Source organism: Nostoc sp. NMS9, from assembly GCF_017114995.1.
Lineage (GTDB): Bacteria > Cyanobacteriota > Cyanobacteriia > Cyanobacteriales > Nostocaceae > Nostoc.
Window position 1 is genome coordinate 22,619 of sequence record NZ_JABXKL010000075.1, and the last position, 16,727, is coordinate 39,345.

Below are 16,727 nucleotides of genomic sequence, written 5' to 3' on the forward strand. Positions count from 1 at the left end.
AATTATCCTTGGTTAATTAACTTAAATTTTCGCAAAGCTCTGGTAAGTAAATTTGGTGCTGGAGCGTCATTATAATTTTTAGGAGGATTTGTAAATACTGGACGCTTTTCTGATTCGTGTAAGTAACGATAATAGAGAAATAAATCTCGATAGGGAAACTCAATATTTTCTCCTGCACAGACTGCTTGATTGATATTAGGAGGAATCCCAATGTAATGGAGATAAGTTAGTCGATTACCGCGATCGTAAAGAATATGTTCTCGTTCCTCGAAGTGTTTGGAGGTAGCAGAACAGCCTGTTTTTTGATTATCTGGCAGTTGGCGAGCAAAGTTATAAATAGGAAGATTAGACCTCATTACCATGTAGTTGATTAATGGTTGTTCGCCAGCACCACCATACAAAATTTCTGACTCACCATTTTGTAAATATGATATTAGCGAATCTCTTTTTTCTGAGTTAAATAGTCCTTGTTTTGCTCCATAAAAGCCTGAGCAAAATATTTCGGAATCAATGCGTTTTTGCTCAAAAACTTTTAGTAATTTGGGAGAATTAACATTATATATTTTACTAATGTCTTTAAATTGGAAATCGTAGACCACAAAATCATAACTATCTAGCTTTTCAAACACTGCTGCAAGTGAGTTCATCACTAAGGTGTCTGCATCTAAATAGATAAACTTCTCGAATGGCCCATCAAAAGCGCAAAAACGACGGTGAGCGCCATAAAGACGGGATTTACTCCGATTCAATCGTTCTGGCGCTGCTGTGAGCATAAATTGATCCCAGCGGTTGATTGATTCTTGATCGTCATAAAGAAATACATTAGGGCGTTTAGCTATTTCGTCAGCAATCCGTTGTGTCTGATCGTCGAAAGGATAAATACAAACAGGAGTTTCTGCGCCTAAGATAACATCAATACTGTTGAGCAAAGCCACCAATTGATCGAAAACATAATCATTGCCAAGGGTACAAATACCATTCATAATTTATGAGTGTTGATCGACAAAGTTTGATAACCAGTTAAGCAGGTTTAATTTGTGTAAAATGATTTGACGTGCTTCTGCGATCGCATCTTTGGCAGCATACCAAGCATCAGGTGTAGCTGTCACTTCTTGGATATAGGCAATGCCTTTTTCATCTAAACTGGGCAACCGCAAAAAACTACCCGGTGGCAATAATTTATCAGCAGCCGGGCCACCATAGTAAATTGGTAAACACCAAGCAAGTAAACTATCCCAAAGTTTCTCACTCACATACCAATTATTATCAGCATAGTTTTCAATTGCCAAATTGTAATAGTATGGTGCCATTCCATACCATTTGTTACTTAGTTCTCCCGAACTGTTCGCCCATTCTGGTAAGTTACGCCCATACAAATCAAATTTCATGCCACTAGATTGCAAAGATTGTAAAAAATCTAAACGCTGGCGATGGTTGGCTGTGCGGCTAATTCCCGAAGTAATCCAACTACATGGGGCAACTTTTGGGGGCGGTGGCATTTCATTTAAATCTTGAAATGAATTTGAGTGATACCAAATAGCAGGCATATGGTCAGGAATGGGAGCAAAATCATCGGGCCCAGAAATGTAACCGCAATACTTCTGGGCTTCTTGATAATTATGATTAGTTATTTTTACAACCTCATCTAAAGGCGGTTCTCTGAGCAAATAAATAATCCGCTCTTTGTTGACACCACGCAATAGAGATTCAATATTTACTACTGGTTTTTGCTGCTGTTTGCGAAAACTATCTAACCAAGATTTTTGCGGCGATGGTTGGGGAAAATCAAATTGATATAGCAACATAAAGTCTGGTTTTTGTGCCATTTTCAACATTTGGATGTTGTTCCAAACACCAAAGTAGTGCGGAGTTTGTTGCCATAACCAATCTTTGTTTTTAGCAAGACCTGAATAGCTGCTAATCATGCCAACAGTTTTAATAGTCATAAATCGTATTTATTCGGTTATTTTTCAGTTAATTTTTGTACCGTAATTAAACTTTATTTTCAAAAAGCTTTAATACATCTAATAGGTAAATAGCATATTGATAAGATTCTGCAATTAATAGATTTTGTTTTTGGGGTTCGGATTCTAATTTATCGGCTAGTAAGCGTAGAGAGCTAATCAGAGGATAGAGACGCGTGCGAAACTCATCCGAAATATGACTAAAGTTTTGATACTGGTTATTTTCATCTTGATTTTGGTCTATATCTGACGATAACTGCCAGTTAATTTTCAGGTTAACCACATCGCTGAAGAGATCGATGGCGTTGAGAACTCTTAAGGCTGAGTTGTATGATTGGTCAATTAATTCCTGCCGCTCTTGGGAATTGTCTACTAGATCGTCAACTAATAGTCCGAGGAAACCAATCATTGAGTTAAGCCTTGTACGCAGTTCGTGAGAAATGCGGTTAAAGCTAGGATTAGTTTTGGTGGAAACTTTAGTCTGAGCGGCGAATTGCATTGAGTAGAGGCGTGAGTAGTAACCCCCTTTTTGTAAAAGTGTTTCATGGGTTCCCACTTCTACCACCTGTCCTTGATCTAATACGGCAATTTGATCGGCTTTTTGGACTGTGGAAAGGCGGTGAGCAATTACAAGGGTTGTGCGATCGCGACTAAGATCGTCGAGTGCAGCTTGTACTAAACGTTCGGAAACAGTATCTAAAGCGCTGGTGGCTTCATCTAAAATCAAAATTTCCGGATTTTGCAGGAGGGCGCGAGCGATCGCTAATCTTTGCCTTTGTCCACCAGACAACATGACGCCGCGATCGCCAATTTGGCTGTCGAATCCTTGGGATAATTTTTCAATAAATTCATAAGCATTTGCTCGTTTTGCTGCTGAGATAATTTCATCTTCTGTAGCTTCAGGTCTTCCATAAGCAATATTATTTCGCACCGAGTCATTAAAGAGAAATGTATCTTGACTGACAATTCCCATGTGTGTTCTGAGAGATTTGATATCAAAATCACGCAGGTCTGTGCCATCGATAGAGATACTGCCAGATGTCGGATCGTAAAATCTGGGTAAGAGGTCAGCCAAGGTGGACTTACCAGCACCAGAACCACCTACCAAAGCCAGAGTTGTAGCACGGGGTAAAAATAAATTTACATCTTTGAGTACTAACTTTTCATGACTGGGGTAGGCAAAGGAAAGTAAATTAAAACGTATTCCTTCTTTTAATTCTGTGTAGATAACATTACCGTTTTTCATAAACGGCTTGCGATCGCGACTTAAAAACTCACTCACTATTTCTACGCTAGTAGCACTATTGGCAAAGCTACTACGAAGACTATTTAACTGAGAGACCAAAGGCAGGAGTCGCAGTAATACTAATAAATATGTCAGTAGTACCGTTGAAATGAAAGAAATCTGGTTGGCAAAGAAAGTTTTACTTAAGAATACAATCATAAGTAAGGCTATAACTCCCATCACCTCACTTATCGGCCCGATCGCTTGTGAGTTTACCTGAGATTCAAAATCTGCTTTTTCGCGATCACGGATTAATTTGGTAATTTTTTGATATTCTCTGTCTTCATTGGCAGTTGACTTTACCAAACGAATTCCATTCAATGTTTCTAAAACACTGATGGAATAAGATGTAGACATTTCTGATAGTTGTTGACCAAATTTTTTCGCTCTACTAATTGTGTATTGATTGATTAATGTTATAAAACCTAACAGAATTGTTGCGGCGATTGTGAGCTGCCAAGAAATTGCTAATAATAAGCCAACGAAAACTAAAATTGTAATTATTAAAATAATTAAATTGATAATACTCCCGATAGCGCTAGAAGTGCGGGCAGTTTCCGAACCTAGGCGATTAATAATATCGCCTACTTTCGTTTTTGAATAATAGTCTATATCAATATCTAGCAATAACTCTAAGCTAGCTTCGCGAATATCCGCATTTAATCTCCGAGTGAAAACACTCGATGTTAAAATACTAAAATAACTAGATAAGTTTTTTAAGAAAATTATAAATATAATTGTTCCAGCCATTCCCAAATTCCGATAATTTTCGGGAAGATTATCAAATGGAAACATCACAGCTTTGAGAATCGGAGGAAAACCACTTAAATCTACTGGTTGTCCGACAATTCTCAAAATTACTGGCACAATCAAAGTCACACCGACACCATTAAATAAAGCACCAGAAAATCCTAACAGCATCGTTAGGATAATTAAACCTGGATAGGGTTTGGCGAATCTTAGGATTAGTTGACCTTTAGACATTGGTTTTTATCATGATTTACTTAGTATTAACATAATTTATAAATTAATTAATGCTTTCGCTAATTGTTTTAGTTGCTGAATATCAATTATCACAAAATTAATTAATCAATTTATTGGTTATAAATGAGCAATTACCGACTCCATAGTAGATGCCATTTTCTCTACACTATATTTTTCTAAACATTTATTTCTCGCTCTTTTACCTACTTCGTTAGCTGTTTCTAAATCCTGAAATATTAATTTAATTTGTTCTGCAATTTGTTCTGGAGAATCTGGATCAACTAAATAACCAACTTCATTTAAAATTTCGGGAATATCTCCTACTCGTGTTGCTAAAACTGGCTTTGCCATTGCCATACCATCCATGAGTTTAATCGGAAATTGTGCCCTTGCTACAGATGTATCTCGTTGAGGAACTACTACAATATGGGCCGCAGCCACGACTTCCGGCATTTGTTCTATTGACGTTTGAGGCAGCATAATAATCCACTGTCCCCAGCGTTCAATCAACTGTTCATCATAGTTATCGTAAGGATTACCACCAACAATCACGAGCCTGAAGTCGGGTTCTTGTAACTGGTCAAGTGCTATTAAAACATCCTCTAGACCCTTATGTGGTCGAGGCGCACCAGGGAACATGAGAACGCGGTATTCAGCTAAACCATATTTTTGGCGACTGATTTGCGGATCGTACTTTTGGGGATCAAACAAGCAAGTATCTTTGCCATTGGGTATATAAATACCACCAAAACGATTCAGCAAGAATTGAGTATCTGCTGTAATAGCGTCAGCATGATTGATCAATGACTCCATCCACTTTAAGTAAAGTGGATGATCTGGATTCCTTAAAGCACCTTCTTTTTTTAGAAGTTCTCTAGCTAGCTGTTTCAAATTAGGGCGATACTGCCACTCATCGCCGCCATACCAACTTAATTCCCAATCATCAATATCTAAAATCACTGGTCTATGGCTACGGATTTTATTAATTAAAGCTACACCATAGCTTGTGGGTTTTGGTTTAACAGCACAGATAATATCTCCATCTATCTTATTTAAAATTTGCCTGACAGAACCGAACAATTGGGGATAATCGCAGCCTGGTAGACAGAAGATTGCTAGATCGGATGGTGGCTCTGGATAAATATTTTTTCCAAATAAAAATCCTAATACTTCTACTTCATAATTTAATTTTTTAAAAATTTGACTTAGCAAATATGCTCTGTCACTTCCACCTTTAGAAAAGTTAGGCGTGAGGATTGAAACCTTTAATTTTTTATTTTGTTTATTCATAATAAATTAGGTGTCAGTCCATCAAGATACAAAGTTTTTTGAGGAATTTTTAAGATTTCATGATAAAGTGTCAGCATCTCTGAAGCAACAGTATCCATTGTACGTACTAGCTGGATACCTTGACGTAATTTAGCTAGTAGATCGGCGTCTTTGGCTAAAGTGGCGATCGCTTCAGCCCATGCTTGGACATCTTTTGCTGGAACTAACCAACCATCGATGCCGTGACGGACTAACTCAGCAATTCCTCCTAAATTTGAACCTAGTACGGGAATACCCATAGCTTGTGCTTCTAAAGCAACTATGGGCCCAGTTTCTAACCACTGCGACGGTATTGCTAGTATATCGAAACCTGCTAATGCGTCTGGTACTGCTTCGCGTGAAAGTGGTTCAGCAATGCGAATCCGGCTATCACGAGCAGCGATCGCCATAACTTTTTCACGATTGGCAGAACCGTATTTTCCCGGATGAGTAGCATGAATAATTAACTCTACAGGTACATCATTCGGTAGACTATGTACTGCTTCCACTAAAACTTGTACCCCTTTAGTTTCTTGCCAGCGGCCCAAAAAACCGATTTTTAATGTAGAGTTTTGTAGTTTGTTTGGTGTTATTTCACGTTTAAAACTATTAGCAACACCTTGCCGAGAAACAGTAAGTTTTTCGGGAGGAACGTTGTTTGCAACAAAAGCATTGTATTGCCAATTACTCGTTACAACAATGCGATCGGCTAGTTTTGCTAGTTGCATCAAATTGCGTCTATGTTGAGACACTAGAGTAGGAATGCCAAGAGTTTTACCAAGCAAGCGTAGCTTGAAATTTTTAGAGGTAAGTAATTTTGTTTCTGCTGCTACCCCAACATCCAAGGGAACTCGGCTTAAAGCCTTGAGTATCGAAGGTGCTACTTGCTTTGGTACTCCCAAACATTGACTACAATTAACAGAGTCAATCAGCCCATCGCAAGGTTCTTTGTCCCAGCGCATCATCGTACCACGCAGACATATAGGCTCAGGCATGTGGACGGTGACTACAGTAGCCATCCCTAACTGGCGGGCGAGAGCAAGATGATGTAAACCGCAGTCAAATCGCCATGAATGTTGATGGTATACGTCGGCTCGATTGTTTTCTAGCCAATTAGCAAAAGTTTTAAAGCCTCCGTCGGGTAGCTGTTTGTGTACCTGTATCTTACTGGGGTTAGGAAAAACAGGATAACGATAAACTGAGATGCCATTGTATTCGTAGGTATCTTCCTCTGTACCTTGTTTAGGAGCAGCAACAATACTTTCGAGTCCATGTACTTGTAAGCCATGCAGTAGTGAATCTAAGTATACTTCAACACCGCCTGATGAATCTGGAAAATACCAGCTAGTTGTATGGATTAGCTTCATCTATGAACCTGCAAAGAAAAAATTGGAAAGCTCATCTTTTTTTTACCATGATTGATTGTTCTATTTTTCGTTATTAACATCTATCTTTTATAAATAACCCAAAGCGAATCTATAAAATTCTGTACTAAGAGTTAATAAGTATGTACGAATAAAAAATTCGATGAGTGATTTTGTGTTTTTGAGTAAAAAAGACAATTTAGGACAAAAAGAACAGAATAAATCTAACTTAGCTTTTACACTTCCTCCCAGAGAAATTTTACTGATATGCCCAGATCATAATTTATAGTTACTTAGTATATTTTTAAGTATTATTACGGTTGTATACTATCATAGTATTTATGGAGTTTCTCAACCTTTTCTCACTGAGATATTTAAGATTGCTGATAGATTCCAAAGTATTTACTGGAAAGGGAGATATTAAGTAATGCAAGTAATCAGGCTTGAGGCACTCTCAGATAATTACATATTTTTGCTGGTAGATCGCCAGCAACAAATTGCTGCTGTTGTCGATCCAGCAGAGGCAGAACCAGTACTAAAGCAACTTGCACAGTTAAAAGCTGAGTTGGTAGCGATTTTCAACACACACCACCACAATGACCATGTAGGTGGCAATCAGCAATTAATAGAACACTTCCCGCAACTAACAGTCTACGGTGGCGTCGAAGATCGTGGGCGAATTCCGGGACAGCAGGTGTTTTTGCAACAAGGCGATCGCGTCCAATTTGCAGGCCGCATAGCTGAAGTTATTTTTGTTCCCGGACATACCCGCGCTCACATCGCTTACTACTTTCCCCCCGAAAAATCTGGTGAGACAGGCGATTTATTTTGCGGCGATACCTTATTTTCTGGCGGTTGCGGTCGCTTGTTTGAAGGAACACCAACTCAAATGGTGGACTCTTTAACCAAACTGCGCTCTCTACCAGATGATACGCGTATCTGGTGTGCCCACGAATACACTTTAGGAAATTTGCAATTTGCCCTAACTGTGGATGGCGACAATGCCGACTTACAAAGACGCTTCAATGAAGTGAAAACTTATCGTAGTCGAGGAGAAGCTACTATCCCCTCGCTGCTGGGAATGGAAAAGCGAACCAATCCCTTTTTACGTTGGGATCAGCCATCATTACAATCAACCGTTAAGGGTAGCGATGGAGTGCAAACCTTTGCGCGGATACGGGAAATGAAAAATAACTTTTAGGTATTGGGGATTGGGAATTGGGCATTGGGCATTGATTATTCTCCCCTGCTCCCCTGCTCCCCTACTCCCTCATCCCCCATTCCTCCAATTTTCTAGCGCTAATAGTTGCGATCGCACCCTTCCTTTCGCTAGGATCTGTAAGCTTTAGGGTATGGGCAAAGCTACTTGAGACAATATACTCATTTCAGGAGTTCTAAGTTTTGAAAAAACACTCGTTATTCAGGACTCTTTACTCAGCATTGGCTCAACACCCCGTTGGCGCAGCCTCTCTTAGAGAAGAAAGCTAACAGCACTGTTTTAGTGAGCTATGCTGCTAAAACCCACCCAAATTAATCATATTTTACAGGAAAAACGAAAAACGATGGCGAAACGCGTGCAGTTAGTTTTAAATCAGGATATCAGCAAGCTGGGAAAATCTGGCGACTTAGTGGAAGTAGCTCCTGGCTACGCTCGTAACTATCTGATTCCCCAGAAATTGGCAACCAATGCCACTCCTGGTATTCTCAAGCAAGTAGAACGCCGTCGTGAGCAAGAGCGTCAACGGCAATTAGAACTCAGACAACAAGCTCTTGAGCAAAAAGAATCTTTAGAAAAAGTTGGCAGCTTGACAATTGCCAAGCCAGTTGGTGAAAACGAAGCAATTTTTGGTACTATCACCACCCAAGATGTTGTAGATGCAATTAAGGCAGCCACCGGTCAGGAAATCGATCGGCGTGGAATTACTATCCCCGATATTAACCACCTTGGTACTTATCAAGCCGAAATTAAGCTGCATTCGGAAGTAGCGGCGCAAGTCGATATTCAAGTAGTCGCTAGCTAACGCAGGAGGGGAACGAAGGGATGAGGGGATGAGGGGATGAGGGAGCAAGGGAAGCAAAGGTGAATAATAACTCCTAACTCCTAACCCCGACTGCTTTCATCTCAAAACTAAAATCGTTTATGGCTGAAGAATTGAGTTTTAAAGGTGATGGTAGCGATGCCTACGGTGGTAAACTACGCCTACCACCCCAAAACATTGAGGCGGAAGAAGCGATTTTGGGGGGTATTTTGCTAGATCCAGAAGCGATAAATTGAGTAACGCGAATGCTTTTAAAAAGCTTGAAACGAAGCTAGCAAAAGGCTTAAATGTGAATAATAGTTCAATTGAACTATTATTCAGCCTAGTACCTATATAATATAAAAATTGAATATTGAATGCACGCCGGTGAGTGTGTCCGTACTCAACCGAGACGACTTCTCCTAAATTCGAGTACACCGAAATAGGAGCAATAATCAGTATGCCAAAACCCAGGTACGACGAAGACGAAAACAAGTCACGTCATGCAGCAGTTGACGAGGATTGCTGTGAAGAAATGGCTGAGAAATATAGCTGGCAATTGGTTGATGTCGAAAAGACGGGAGATCCCATTCTTGAGGTCGATTGTGTGTTTGAAGGCAAAACCGAGTTTCCAAAATCCTATTACGACACTCAAAAGGAGCAAGACTAATGCGTAAATGGATCGTCTTCCGTGCTGAAAAGCGTCAACCAGGTTGGGAAGATCGGAAGTATGCTCACACGGGTTCTCTCACAAAAACCCTGTTTGAACACTACGATTGCTCAGACAAAGCACTGCCTGAACCTGGTTATCGCCCACCTGAATTTATTCGAGTCGATCAGTTTGCCGATCCCAGCTATCCAGAGTCAAAAACTCATTATCGTCAGAGTGATTGGGAAGTGGTGAGAGTTGAAGCCTATACGCCTGAAGTTCCTGTTGGCATGGGCTTCGACATGGTTGCGATCTGCTACTGCAAGTACAACCCAATCAACGCACCCCTTAAGCCAATGCCAGAGCGTCAAGTCTCTGTCGATTCGTTTGGTGGAGATCAAGAAGCCTACGAGCAATGGCTAGAGTCCCAAAAGCAGACTGCTGAGGTATAACAAACAAGCTCGATACCTGCTCAACTGACGACGAGTATCACCTGGGAATGAGAAGTTTGCTAACGAGCTTGGAATCAAGAGACAGACTCGTTGCATTTTGCATCTTATTCGATTAAAGTTATTTATTCTCTAGCTTCTTAATCTCATCAAGAGCTTTCTCAGCTTTCAGATAGTTTGCTATATCTACCTTTTGTTTGTATAAGTCAGCTGCTTTTTGAAAATCTGCGATCGCCTCTTGTTTATAGAAGTTTATGAATATGCGGTTAGCATAGGCAATTCCTCGGTTGTAGTAAGCAGTAGGAAGATCGTAATCTCCCCATCCGCTGTTAAGTCTGATCGCCGTCGTGTAATCCTCAGTGGCCCCTTTATTTTCGCCTTTGTATGCCTTCGTGCACGCTTCATAAAAGTAAAATTCCGAGTCAAGTTGATTAAATGCATAAAACCAATCCAAAGGTGACTTTGAAGGGGAAGGTCGAGGCGAAGGTCGAGGCGAACAAAAGGGGGACTCTAAAGTTAGGGTTGAGACTGGAGGCGAGGTAGTTGTATCAATGGGTTCTGGTGTACTAGGGGATTTTGGTGTACAAGACTTAAACAAGAAAAATCCTCCCACTACCCCTATTCCCACTAGACCGATGACTATGAGGTATCCAATAACCCTTTCCCCGATTTCTGAGTTTTTAAGTTTTGCAATTCGATCAACAGCAGCTTGATACATTGCTGTATCGCCCTGCTGCTGATAGAGATTGGCTGCTTGCTGGAAATCGACTAATGCTCCCGGTTTATCATCCCCATCTCTACGAAGTCGTGCGCGTTCATAATAGGCATAAGCAAAGTCTGGCTTGAGTTGGATGGCTTGATTGTAATCTGCGATCGCTGCCTTTTTATCACCGATAGCAGAGTATGCAAGACCCCGGTAGTAGTAGGTAACAAAGTCTGATTTTAGTTGAACGGCTTGGGTATAGTCCGAGATCGCCCCTTGCAAGTCCCCTTTCTCATTCTTTGCCCTTGCTTGGTCACATAGTTCCTTATAGGTAAGAGAGGGAGGGCGTGGGGGCTGAACAATATTTATCACGGCTTGCAGCGCCTCAACAGCCGATGGGTAGCGCAAGCTATGATCACGGCGTACCATTTTAGTCAGTAGTTCAGCCAAGGGTTTACTAACGCCTGTAGTCTGCCAGATAATCTCTCCAGTATTAGGGTCGTCTTTTAGCTTATCGGGCGGCGTTCCTGTCAGAGCATAGATCGCAATCATCCCGACAGCATAGATATCACTGGCATAGCAAGGTTTCAAGCTGCTCTGCTCAGGAGGCATATAACCAGGGGTACCAATGGCTATCTTAGTGGGTACTCCTCCTTGAGGATTGATAATGGCTGAACTAATCTCTTTTACTGCACCAAAATCAATAAGAACAATTTTGCTGTCTGACTTTCGCCGGATTAAATTTTCTGGCTTCAGGTCACGACGGATTACACTTTGCTGATGCACGAAGACTAAAACTTCCAACACATCCTGAAGCAGCTTCGTCACATAGCTTTTACTCTGGCGTTTGCGTGGAACGATTTCTTGTCCTAGATCGTGTCCGTCAATAAATTCCTGAACCAAGTAAGGTTTTCGTTCTTCGTCGAAATATGCTAATAATTGGGGAATCTGAGGATGCTTGCTCAGCCGCTCCAACACTTCAGCTTCTTGTTCAAAAAGCTTTAAGATACGGGGATCAGCCTGATGAGATTGCAGTTCCTTGACAACGCACAACGGCTTGCCAGGACGCTTGTGGTCTTTAGCTTTAAATGTGACACCGAAACCACCTTTGCCTAACTCACGAATCTTTTCGTAGCGTCCAGCGAGCATCACGCACCTCAAACACTTGGTAGGGATGTGTAAGATTTCTTATGTATTATGACAGCTACAACCACTAGAATCACAAATTTTTCTCAAAAAGTCGATTTTGGACTATAAGGGTAATAGTGAAACCCCGATCGCTAATCCAAAAGACGCTCGTTCGCCCTTGGCGTCTCCCCTTGGGAGAAGACTCGCTAACGCTACGCTATCTCAAAACTAAAATCGTTATATGGCTGAAGAACTGAGTTTTAAAGGTGATGGTAGCGATGCCTACGGCGGTAAACTACGCCTGCCACCACAAAATATTGAGGCGGAAGAAGCGATTTTGGGAGGTATTTTGCTAGATCCAGAAGCGATTAGTCGAGTTAGCGATCGCCTCCTTCCCGAAGCTTTTTACATTAGCGCTCACAAAGATATTTATCAAGCAGCTGTGAGGCTCCACGCCCAAGGTAAACCGACAGACTTACTTTCAGTCACAAGTTGGCTGACTGACCATGAAATGCTATCCCGGATTGGTGGTAGAAATAAATTAGCAACTCTGGTAGACCGTACAGTGTCAGCCGTGAATATCGACGCCTTAGCAGGGTTAGTGATGGAAAAATACCTGCGGCGACAGTTAATTAAAGCTGGCAATGAAATTGTACATCTTGGTTATGAAACAGAAACCGAGTTACCACAAGTTTTAGATCAGGCAGAACAAAAAGTATTTGGTGTTACTCAAGAACGTCCCCAATCGGGTTTAGTTCACATTTCTGATACTCTAATTAATAATTTCCAGGATATTGAAGATAGAAATCAAGGCATCGCCTTACCTGGAATTCCCTGCGGATTTTACGATTTAGATGCGATGACCAGTGGCTTTCAGCGTTCAGATTTGATTATTGTCGCGGGCCGCCCATCAATGGGGAAAACCGCATTTTGCTTAAACCTTGCTCATAATATCGCCGCTTCTTATAAATTACCAGTTGCTTTTTTCAGCTTGGAAATGTCCAAAGAGCAATTGACGCAACGTCTATTAGCTAGTGAAGCGCAAATTGAAAGTAGTTATTTGCGGACTGGTCGTCTGAGTCAAACACAATGGGAACCTTTAAGTCGTGCTATTGGTATCCTTTCCGAGATGCCAATTTATATTGACGACACGCCAAATATTACAGTTACACAAATGCGTAGTCAGGCAAGAAGACTGCAAGCTGAAATAGGAACCGAATTAGGATTAATTGTAATAGATTACCTGCAATTGATGGAAGGAGCAGGCGATAATCGCGTACAAGAATTATCAAAAATTACGCGTCAACTCAAAGGTTTAGCGCGGGAATTATCTGTACCAGTTATTGCTGGTTCTCAGTTGAGTCGAGGCGTGGAAGCACGCACTAACAAGCGTCCGATGTTGTCAGATTTGAGAGAATCTGGTTGTTTAGCAGGCGATAGTCTGGTGACATTAGTAGATAGCGGACTGCAAGTACCAATTAAGGAATTAGCAGGTAAATCTGGTTTTGCAGTTTGGGCGTTGAACGAAGCTACAATGCAGCTAGAAAAGGCAATTGTTAGCAATGCTTTTTCCACTGGTATCAAGCCTATCTTTACTTTAACAACTCGATTAGGCCGAAAAATCAGTGCCACAGGTAATCACAAGTTTTTAACAATTAATGGCTGGAAAAGACTTGATGAATTAACTCCTAAACAACATTTATGTTTACCAAGACATCTGCCCAGTCCTGGTAAACAAACCATGACTTATGCCGAAGTCGCATTATTAGGGCATTTAATTGGCGACGGTTGCACATTGCCACATCATGCCATACAGTACACCACTAGAGAGATAGATTTAGCTCAGAATGTTGCTTTCTTGTCAACAGAAGTTTTTGGAAATTCAATTGTTCCTAGAATTTCACCTGAACGTGGGTGGTATCAAGTTTACTTATCCGCAGCACAGCATCTAACTCATCGTGTGAGAAATCCAATAGCCAAATGGCTAGACTCTCTCGGTGTTTTTGGTTTAAGGTCTTATGAAAAATTTGTACCTCAAGAATTGTTCTCACAACCCCAAGAGTTAATAGGTTGCTTTCTAAGACACCTTTGGAGTACAGATGGCTGTATAAAATTGGTTGCAGGAAAAAACTTAAGACCTATTGCATATTATGCAACAAGTAGCCAGAGACTAGCTTTTGATATACAGACACTTTTGTTAAGACTTAGCATTAACGCAACACTCAGGACAGTTCCTCAAGTTGGGAAAGGCAGAAATCAATATCATGTAATAATCACTGGTAAGCCCGATCTGCAATTGTTTATTATTCATATTGGAGCAGTAGGAGAATATAAGCTACGTTCACTCCAAGATATTTTCCAACACTTTGAAAACAGTATTCACAACCCTAATAGAGATATAATTCCGAAGGATGTTTGGAAAATAGAGGTTGTACCTGCGATGCAAGCTATTGGCTTCACCACACGGATATTACAAGCCTCCATTGGAGTTTCGTTTTGTGGGTCTACTCTTTACAAAGTAAATTTAAGTCGACAAGAAGCTCTAAAAGTCGGCAACATTGTTCAATCATCTAAACTGATTACTCTTGCCAAAAGTGATGTTTATTGGGACGAGATACTTTCAATTGAATATAGCGGCGAGGAAGAAGTCTTTGATCTTACAGTTCCAGGTTTGCATAATTTTGTTGCGAATAATATCATTGTCCACAACTCAATAGAACAAGACGCGGATTTAGTAATAATGTTGTACCGCGACGAGTACTACTCTCCCGATACTCCCGATCGCGGCATTGCAGAAGTGATTATAGCTAAACATCGCAATGGCCCTACAGGGACTGCGAAACTTTTGTTTAATCCACAATTTACAAAGTTTCAAAATTTAAAAATTTAGCTATTGAATTGGGAACTGGGAATGGGAGACTGGGAGAAGCCAATGCCCAATGCCCAATGCCCAATGCCCTAGTTTTTACTTAACTCCCAGCAATTCCACTTCAAAAATTAGAGTTGCATTGGGTGGAATCACGCCACCAGCGCCACGAGCGCCATAGCCTAACTCTGGGGGGATGATTAACTTACGAAGACCGCCTACTTTAATTGTGCTAACTCCTTCGTCCCAACCTTTGATTACCTGTCCAGCACCGATTTTAAAGCTGAAAGGTTGACCGCGATCGCGTGAACTATCAAACTGAGTACCATCTTCTAGAGTGCCGACATAGTGGACTTCAACCGTTTGTCCAGATTTAGGAGTCGCCCCAGTCCCTTCTTTTAACTCCACATACTTTAATCCAGAGGGAGTGGTTACGGCATTAGCATCAGACATAGTATTACTCGCAATTAAGATATTGTTTTCAGTTACAGTCGTGGACGCTGGCGGCGTTTGGGTTAACTCGGCAGCAATGGCAGTATTTTGTTTACTGCTTACTTGCCCCACAACCAAAAGCACAACACACACCAGCATGAAAGCCACGCTGAGGAAAATTGGTTTCAAAATCAGTTCTCCTTACTTAGGTATCCTGGCAAAAAGATTACCAACAGGACACATTTAGTTTAAATCAGAAAGGGCATTCTAACGCCAAAGCTTATTTTCTAAATCGCGTAATTGACGCTCTAAACGGTCAATTCTACCCCTCAGTTCGTCCACTTCTGACTGGCGAGCCACCCCCAAATCCTGCATCATATTTCGCATTTGCCGTTGCATTTGCACATCGAAGTTTCCCTGTTCCGACTTTAACTGCTGGGCAATATCATCTATTACCGCCTTGGCTTGCTCAGGATTGAGCTTACCGTCTTTAACTAAATCATCGCTGACTTGCCGCAGTTTTTCTGCGACTATAGACGTTGTACCAAGACCTACCATCATTAGCTGTTGCAACCAGTTGTTGTTGTCCATACTCCCTTCCTCTTACTTATTAACCAGCCGACCCTTGCTCCTGAGTGTAGGCAATCAAGCTTCTTAAAGCGTAGTTATTCTAGCCTACAGCTCTATTTTGGCAAATTGGCAAGCACAAAGATCAAAGGATGTGGTTATATAACTCCTCAAATTTAAGGTTGTCCAAATTTACCTATTTTTGCGATGTCATATCATGTCCGCATAATTAGTTATGCTAACCACAGTCATTACACCCCACCCCCAACCCCTCCCCTTAGCAAGGGGAGGGGAGACAAAGCGTAGCTTTGGCGAGGTGGGGTTCTTCGGGTTTAATAAGCAATTAAGCAGACATGATGTCAGAGGCAATTGCCCATAAATTACAAAACTCACATTCACCGCCAAGGGTGAGTGTGAGTAGTTCATGGCAAGATTTTATCTAGAAGGAGGCACAAATTTGGATAACAGCGATCGCTGAATATCTGAGATTGATCGTTAAAGGAGAAACAAAAAAGGAGAGCCACTTGGGTTGCTCTGTAGATCGTTAGGATACATCTACTTCCTAATCTCTGTGATTTACTTTTTAAGGGTTAATACTTATTTATTGAGGTTATTTATAAAAATTTTGAAGTTTATCCGTAAATACCACGAAAATAAAATAAAAAAGAGAGCTACTTAGGCAGCTCTCCAGATCATCAGGGTGCATCTACTTACCACAGCATATCATTTTAGGTATGAGGGTTGTCACCAGCTTTTATATGAAGATTGTGTGAAGCACGACCGGGAAAATACTTAGTTGGGGAATTGGGAATTGGGTATGGGGCATGGAGAAGAGACAAGGTAGACAAAGAAGAGGGGGGCGACAAGGGAGAGACTGGTTCAATAATTCCCCCTTGTCCCCTTGTCTCTCCTGCTCCTCCTGCTTCCTCACCCAGCAAAGTTGGCTTGATAGACTACTAGTGGTCTGTCCCATTAATTCTGATGGGTTATAATCAAGTGTAATTAAATAG

The 16,727-nt window shown here is 41.1% G+C and carries 14 protein-coding genes; 6 read left to right on the top strand and 8 right to left on the bottom strand.

Features of this window, described 5'->3' with window-relative positions; translation table 11 throughout:
* Positions 1 to 2: 2 nt before the first annotated feature.
* The 5 genes from HWQ40_RS23510 to HWQ40_RS23530 form a co-directional block, all read right to left on the bottom strand.
* Entirely contained in the window at positions 3 to 983 is a 981-nt protein-coding gene (locus HWQ40_RS23510) for an Npun_R2821/Npun_R2822 family protein (RefSeq protein ID WP_292782482.1), read from the bottom strand.
* Positions 984 to 986: 3 nt separating this feature from the next.
* On the bottom strand, positions 987 to 1,946 hold the full coding sequence (locus HWQ40_RS23515; protein ID WP_292782485.1) for a glycosyltransferase family 10: 960 nt from the start codon (positions 1,944 to 1,946) through the stop codon (positions 987 to 989).
* Positions 1,947 to 1,992: 46 nt separating this feature from the next.
* Positions 1,993 to 4,233, bottom strand: coding sequence for an ATP-binding cassette domain-containing protein (locus HWQ40_RS23520; protein ID WP_292782487.1), 2,241 nt, complete (start codon positions 4,231 to 4,233; stop codon positions 1,993 to 1,995).
* Positions 4,234 to 4,350: 117 nt separating this feature from the next.
* Positions 4,351 to 5,523 (bottom strand): glycosyltransferase family 4 protein, encoded by a 1,173-nt coding sequence (locus HWQ40_RS23525; protein WP_292782489.1) that lies wholly within the window; start codon positions 5,521 to 5,523, stop codon positions 4,351 to 4,353.
* Complete coding sequence (locus tag HWQ40_RS23530; protein WP_292782491.1) at positions 5,520 to 6,908, bottom strand: glycosyltransferase; 1,389 nt, start codon at positions 6,906 to 6,908, stop codon at positions 5,520 to 5,522. Before HWQ40_RS23530 ends, HWQ40_RS23525 begins: the two co-directional genes overlap by 4 nt.
* A gap of 424 nt (positions 6,909 to 7,332) precedes the next feature.
* Between HWQ40_RS23530 and gloB the strand changes: the two genes are divergently transcribed.
* The 5 genes from gloB (at position 7,333) to HWQ40_RS23555 (ending at position 10,024) form a co-directional block, all read left to right on the top strand.
* Positions 7,333 to 8,106: a hydroxyacylglutathione hydrolase gene (gene gloB / locus HWQ40_RS23535; protein ID WP_292782494.1), complete on the top strand. Its 774-nt coding sequence runs from the start codon at positions 7,333 to 7,335 to the stop codon at positions 8,104 to 8,106.
* A gap of 361 nt (positions 8,107 to 8,467) precedes the next feature.
* Entirely contained in the window at positions 8,468 to 8,926 is a 459-nt protein-coding gene (rplI, locus tag HWQ40_RS23540) for a 50S ribosomal protein L9 (RefSeq protein ID WP_094352304.1), read from the top strand.
* Between the two features lie 119 nt (positions 8,927 to 9,045).
* Positions 9,046 to 9,180, top strand: coding sequence for a DnaB-like helicase N-terminal domain-containing protein (locus HWQ40_RS23545; RefSeq protein WP_292782496.1), 135 nt, complete (start codon positions 9,046 to 9,048; stop codon positions 9,178 to 9,180).
* 203 nt (positions 9,181 to 9,383) lie between these two features.
* Positions 9,384 to 9,593, top strand: coding sequence for a hypothetical protein (locus HWQ40_RS23550; RefSeq protein ID WP_229457690.1), 210 nt, complete (start codon positions 9,384 to 9,386; stop codon positions 9,591 to 9,593).
* Positions 9,593 to 10,024: a hypothetical protein gene (locus HWQ40_RS23555; RefSeq protein WP_292782504.1), complete on the top strand. Its 432-nt coding sequence runs from the start codon at positions 9,593 to 9,595 to the stop codon at positions 10,022 to 10,024. The genes HWQ40_RS23550 and HWQ40_RS23555 overlap by 1 nt, the downstream gene beginning before the upstream one ends.
* A gap of 118 nt (positions 10,025 to 10,142) precedes the next feature.
* On the opposite strand, the gene HWQ40_RS23560 is transcribed toward HWQ40_RS23555, so the two are convergent.
* Positions 10,143 to 11,873 carry a protein kinase gene (locus tag HWQ40_RS23560; protein WP_292782506.1) on the bottom strand — a complete coding sequence of 577 codons (1,731 nt, stop codon included), beginning with the start codon at positions 11,871 to 11,873 and terminating at the stop codon, positions 10,143 to 10,145.
* Positions 11,874 to 12,093: 220 nt separating this feature from the next.
* Between HWQ40_RS23560 and HWQ40_RS23565 the strand changes: the two genes are divergently transcribed.
* Positions 12,094 to 14,742 (top strand): replicative DNA helicase, encoded by a 2,649-nt coding sequence (locus tag HWQ40_RS23565; RefSeq protein ID WP_292782508.1) that lies wholly within the window; start codon positions 12,094 to 12,096, stop codon positions 14,740 to 14,742.
* Between the two features lie 75 nt (positions 14,743 to 14,817).
* Here the strand turns inward: HWQ40_RS23565 and HWQ40_RS23570 are convergent, their stop codons facing one another.
* A complete protein-coding gene (locus HWQ40_RS23570) occupies positions 14,818 to 15,339 on the bottom strand; it encodes an FKBP-type peptidyl-prolyl cis-trans isomerase (RefSeq protein ID WP_292782511.1) in 522 nt (173 codons plus the stop codon).
* A gap of 78 nt (positions 15,340 to 15,417) precedes the next feature.
* Positions 15,418 to 15,741, bottom strand: a complete 324-nt coding sequence (locus tag HWQ40_RS23575) for a phasin family protein (protein WP_094352173.1) — start codon at positions 15,739 to 15,741, stop codon at positions 15,418 to 15,420.
* Positions 15,742 to 16,727: the final 986 nt, after the last annotated feature.

Coding starts and splice junctions, on each gene's coding strand:
- HWQ40_RS23550 (WP_229457690.1), top strand. CDS start 9,384: ATGCCAAAACCCAGGTACGACGAAGACGAAAACAAGTCACGTCATGCA.
- HWQ40_RS23565 (WP_292782508.1), top strand. CDS start 12,094: ATGGCTGAAGAACTGAGTTTTAAAGGTGATGGTAGCGATGCCTACGGC.
- HWQ40_RS23545 (WP_292782496.1), top strand. CDS start 9,046: ATGGCTGAAGAATTGAGTTTTAAAGGTGATGGTAGCGATGCCTACGGT.
- HWQ40_RS23560 (WP_292782506.1), bottom strand. CDS start 11,873: ATGCTCGCTGGACGCTACGAAAAGATTCGTGAGTTAGGCAAAGGTGGT.
- HWQ40_RS23530 (WP_292782491.1), bottom strand. CDS start 6,908: ATGAAGCTAATCCATACAACTAGCTGGTATTTTCCAGATTCATCAGGC.
- HWQ40_RS23515 (WP_292782485.1), bottom strand. CDS start 1,946: ATGACTATTAAAACTGTTGGCATGATTAGCAGCTATTCAGGTCTTGCT.
- rplI (WP_094352304.1), top strand. CDS start 8,468: ATGGCGAAACGCGTGCAGTTAGTTTTAAATCAGGATATCAGCAAGCTG.
- HWQ40_RS23575 (WP_094352173.1), bottom strand. CDS start 15,741: ATGGACAACAACAACTGGTTGCAACAGCTAATGATGGTAGGTCTTGGT.
- HWQ40_RS23525 (WP_292782489.1), bottom strand. CDS start 5,523: ATGAATAAACAAAATAAAAAATTAAAGGTTTCAATCCTCACGCCTAAC.
- gloB (WP_292782494.1), top strand. CDS start 7,333: ATGCAAGTAATCAGGCTTGAGGCACTCTCAGATAATTACATATTTTTG.
- HWQ40_RS23510 (WP_292782482.1), bottom strand. CDS start 983: ATGAATGGTATTTGTACCCTTGGCAATGATTATGTTTTCGATCAATTG.
- HWQ40_RS23520 (WP_292782487.1), bottom strand. CDS start 4,233: ATGTCTAAAGGTCAACTAATCCTAAGATTCGCCAAACCCTATCCAGGT.
- HWQ40_RS23555 (WP_292782504.1), top strand. CDS start 9,593: ATGCGTAAATGGATCGTCTTCCGTGCTGAAAAGCGTCAACCAGGTTGG.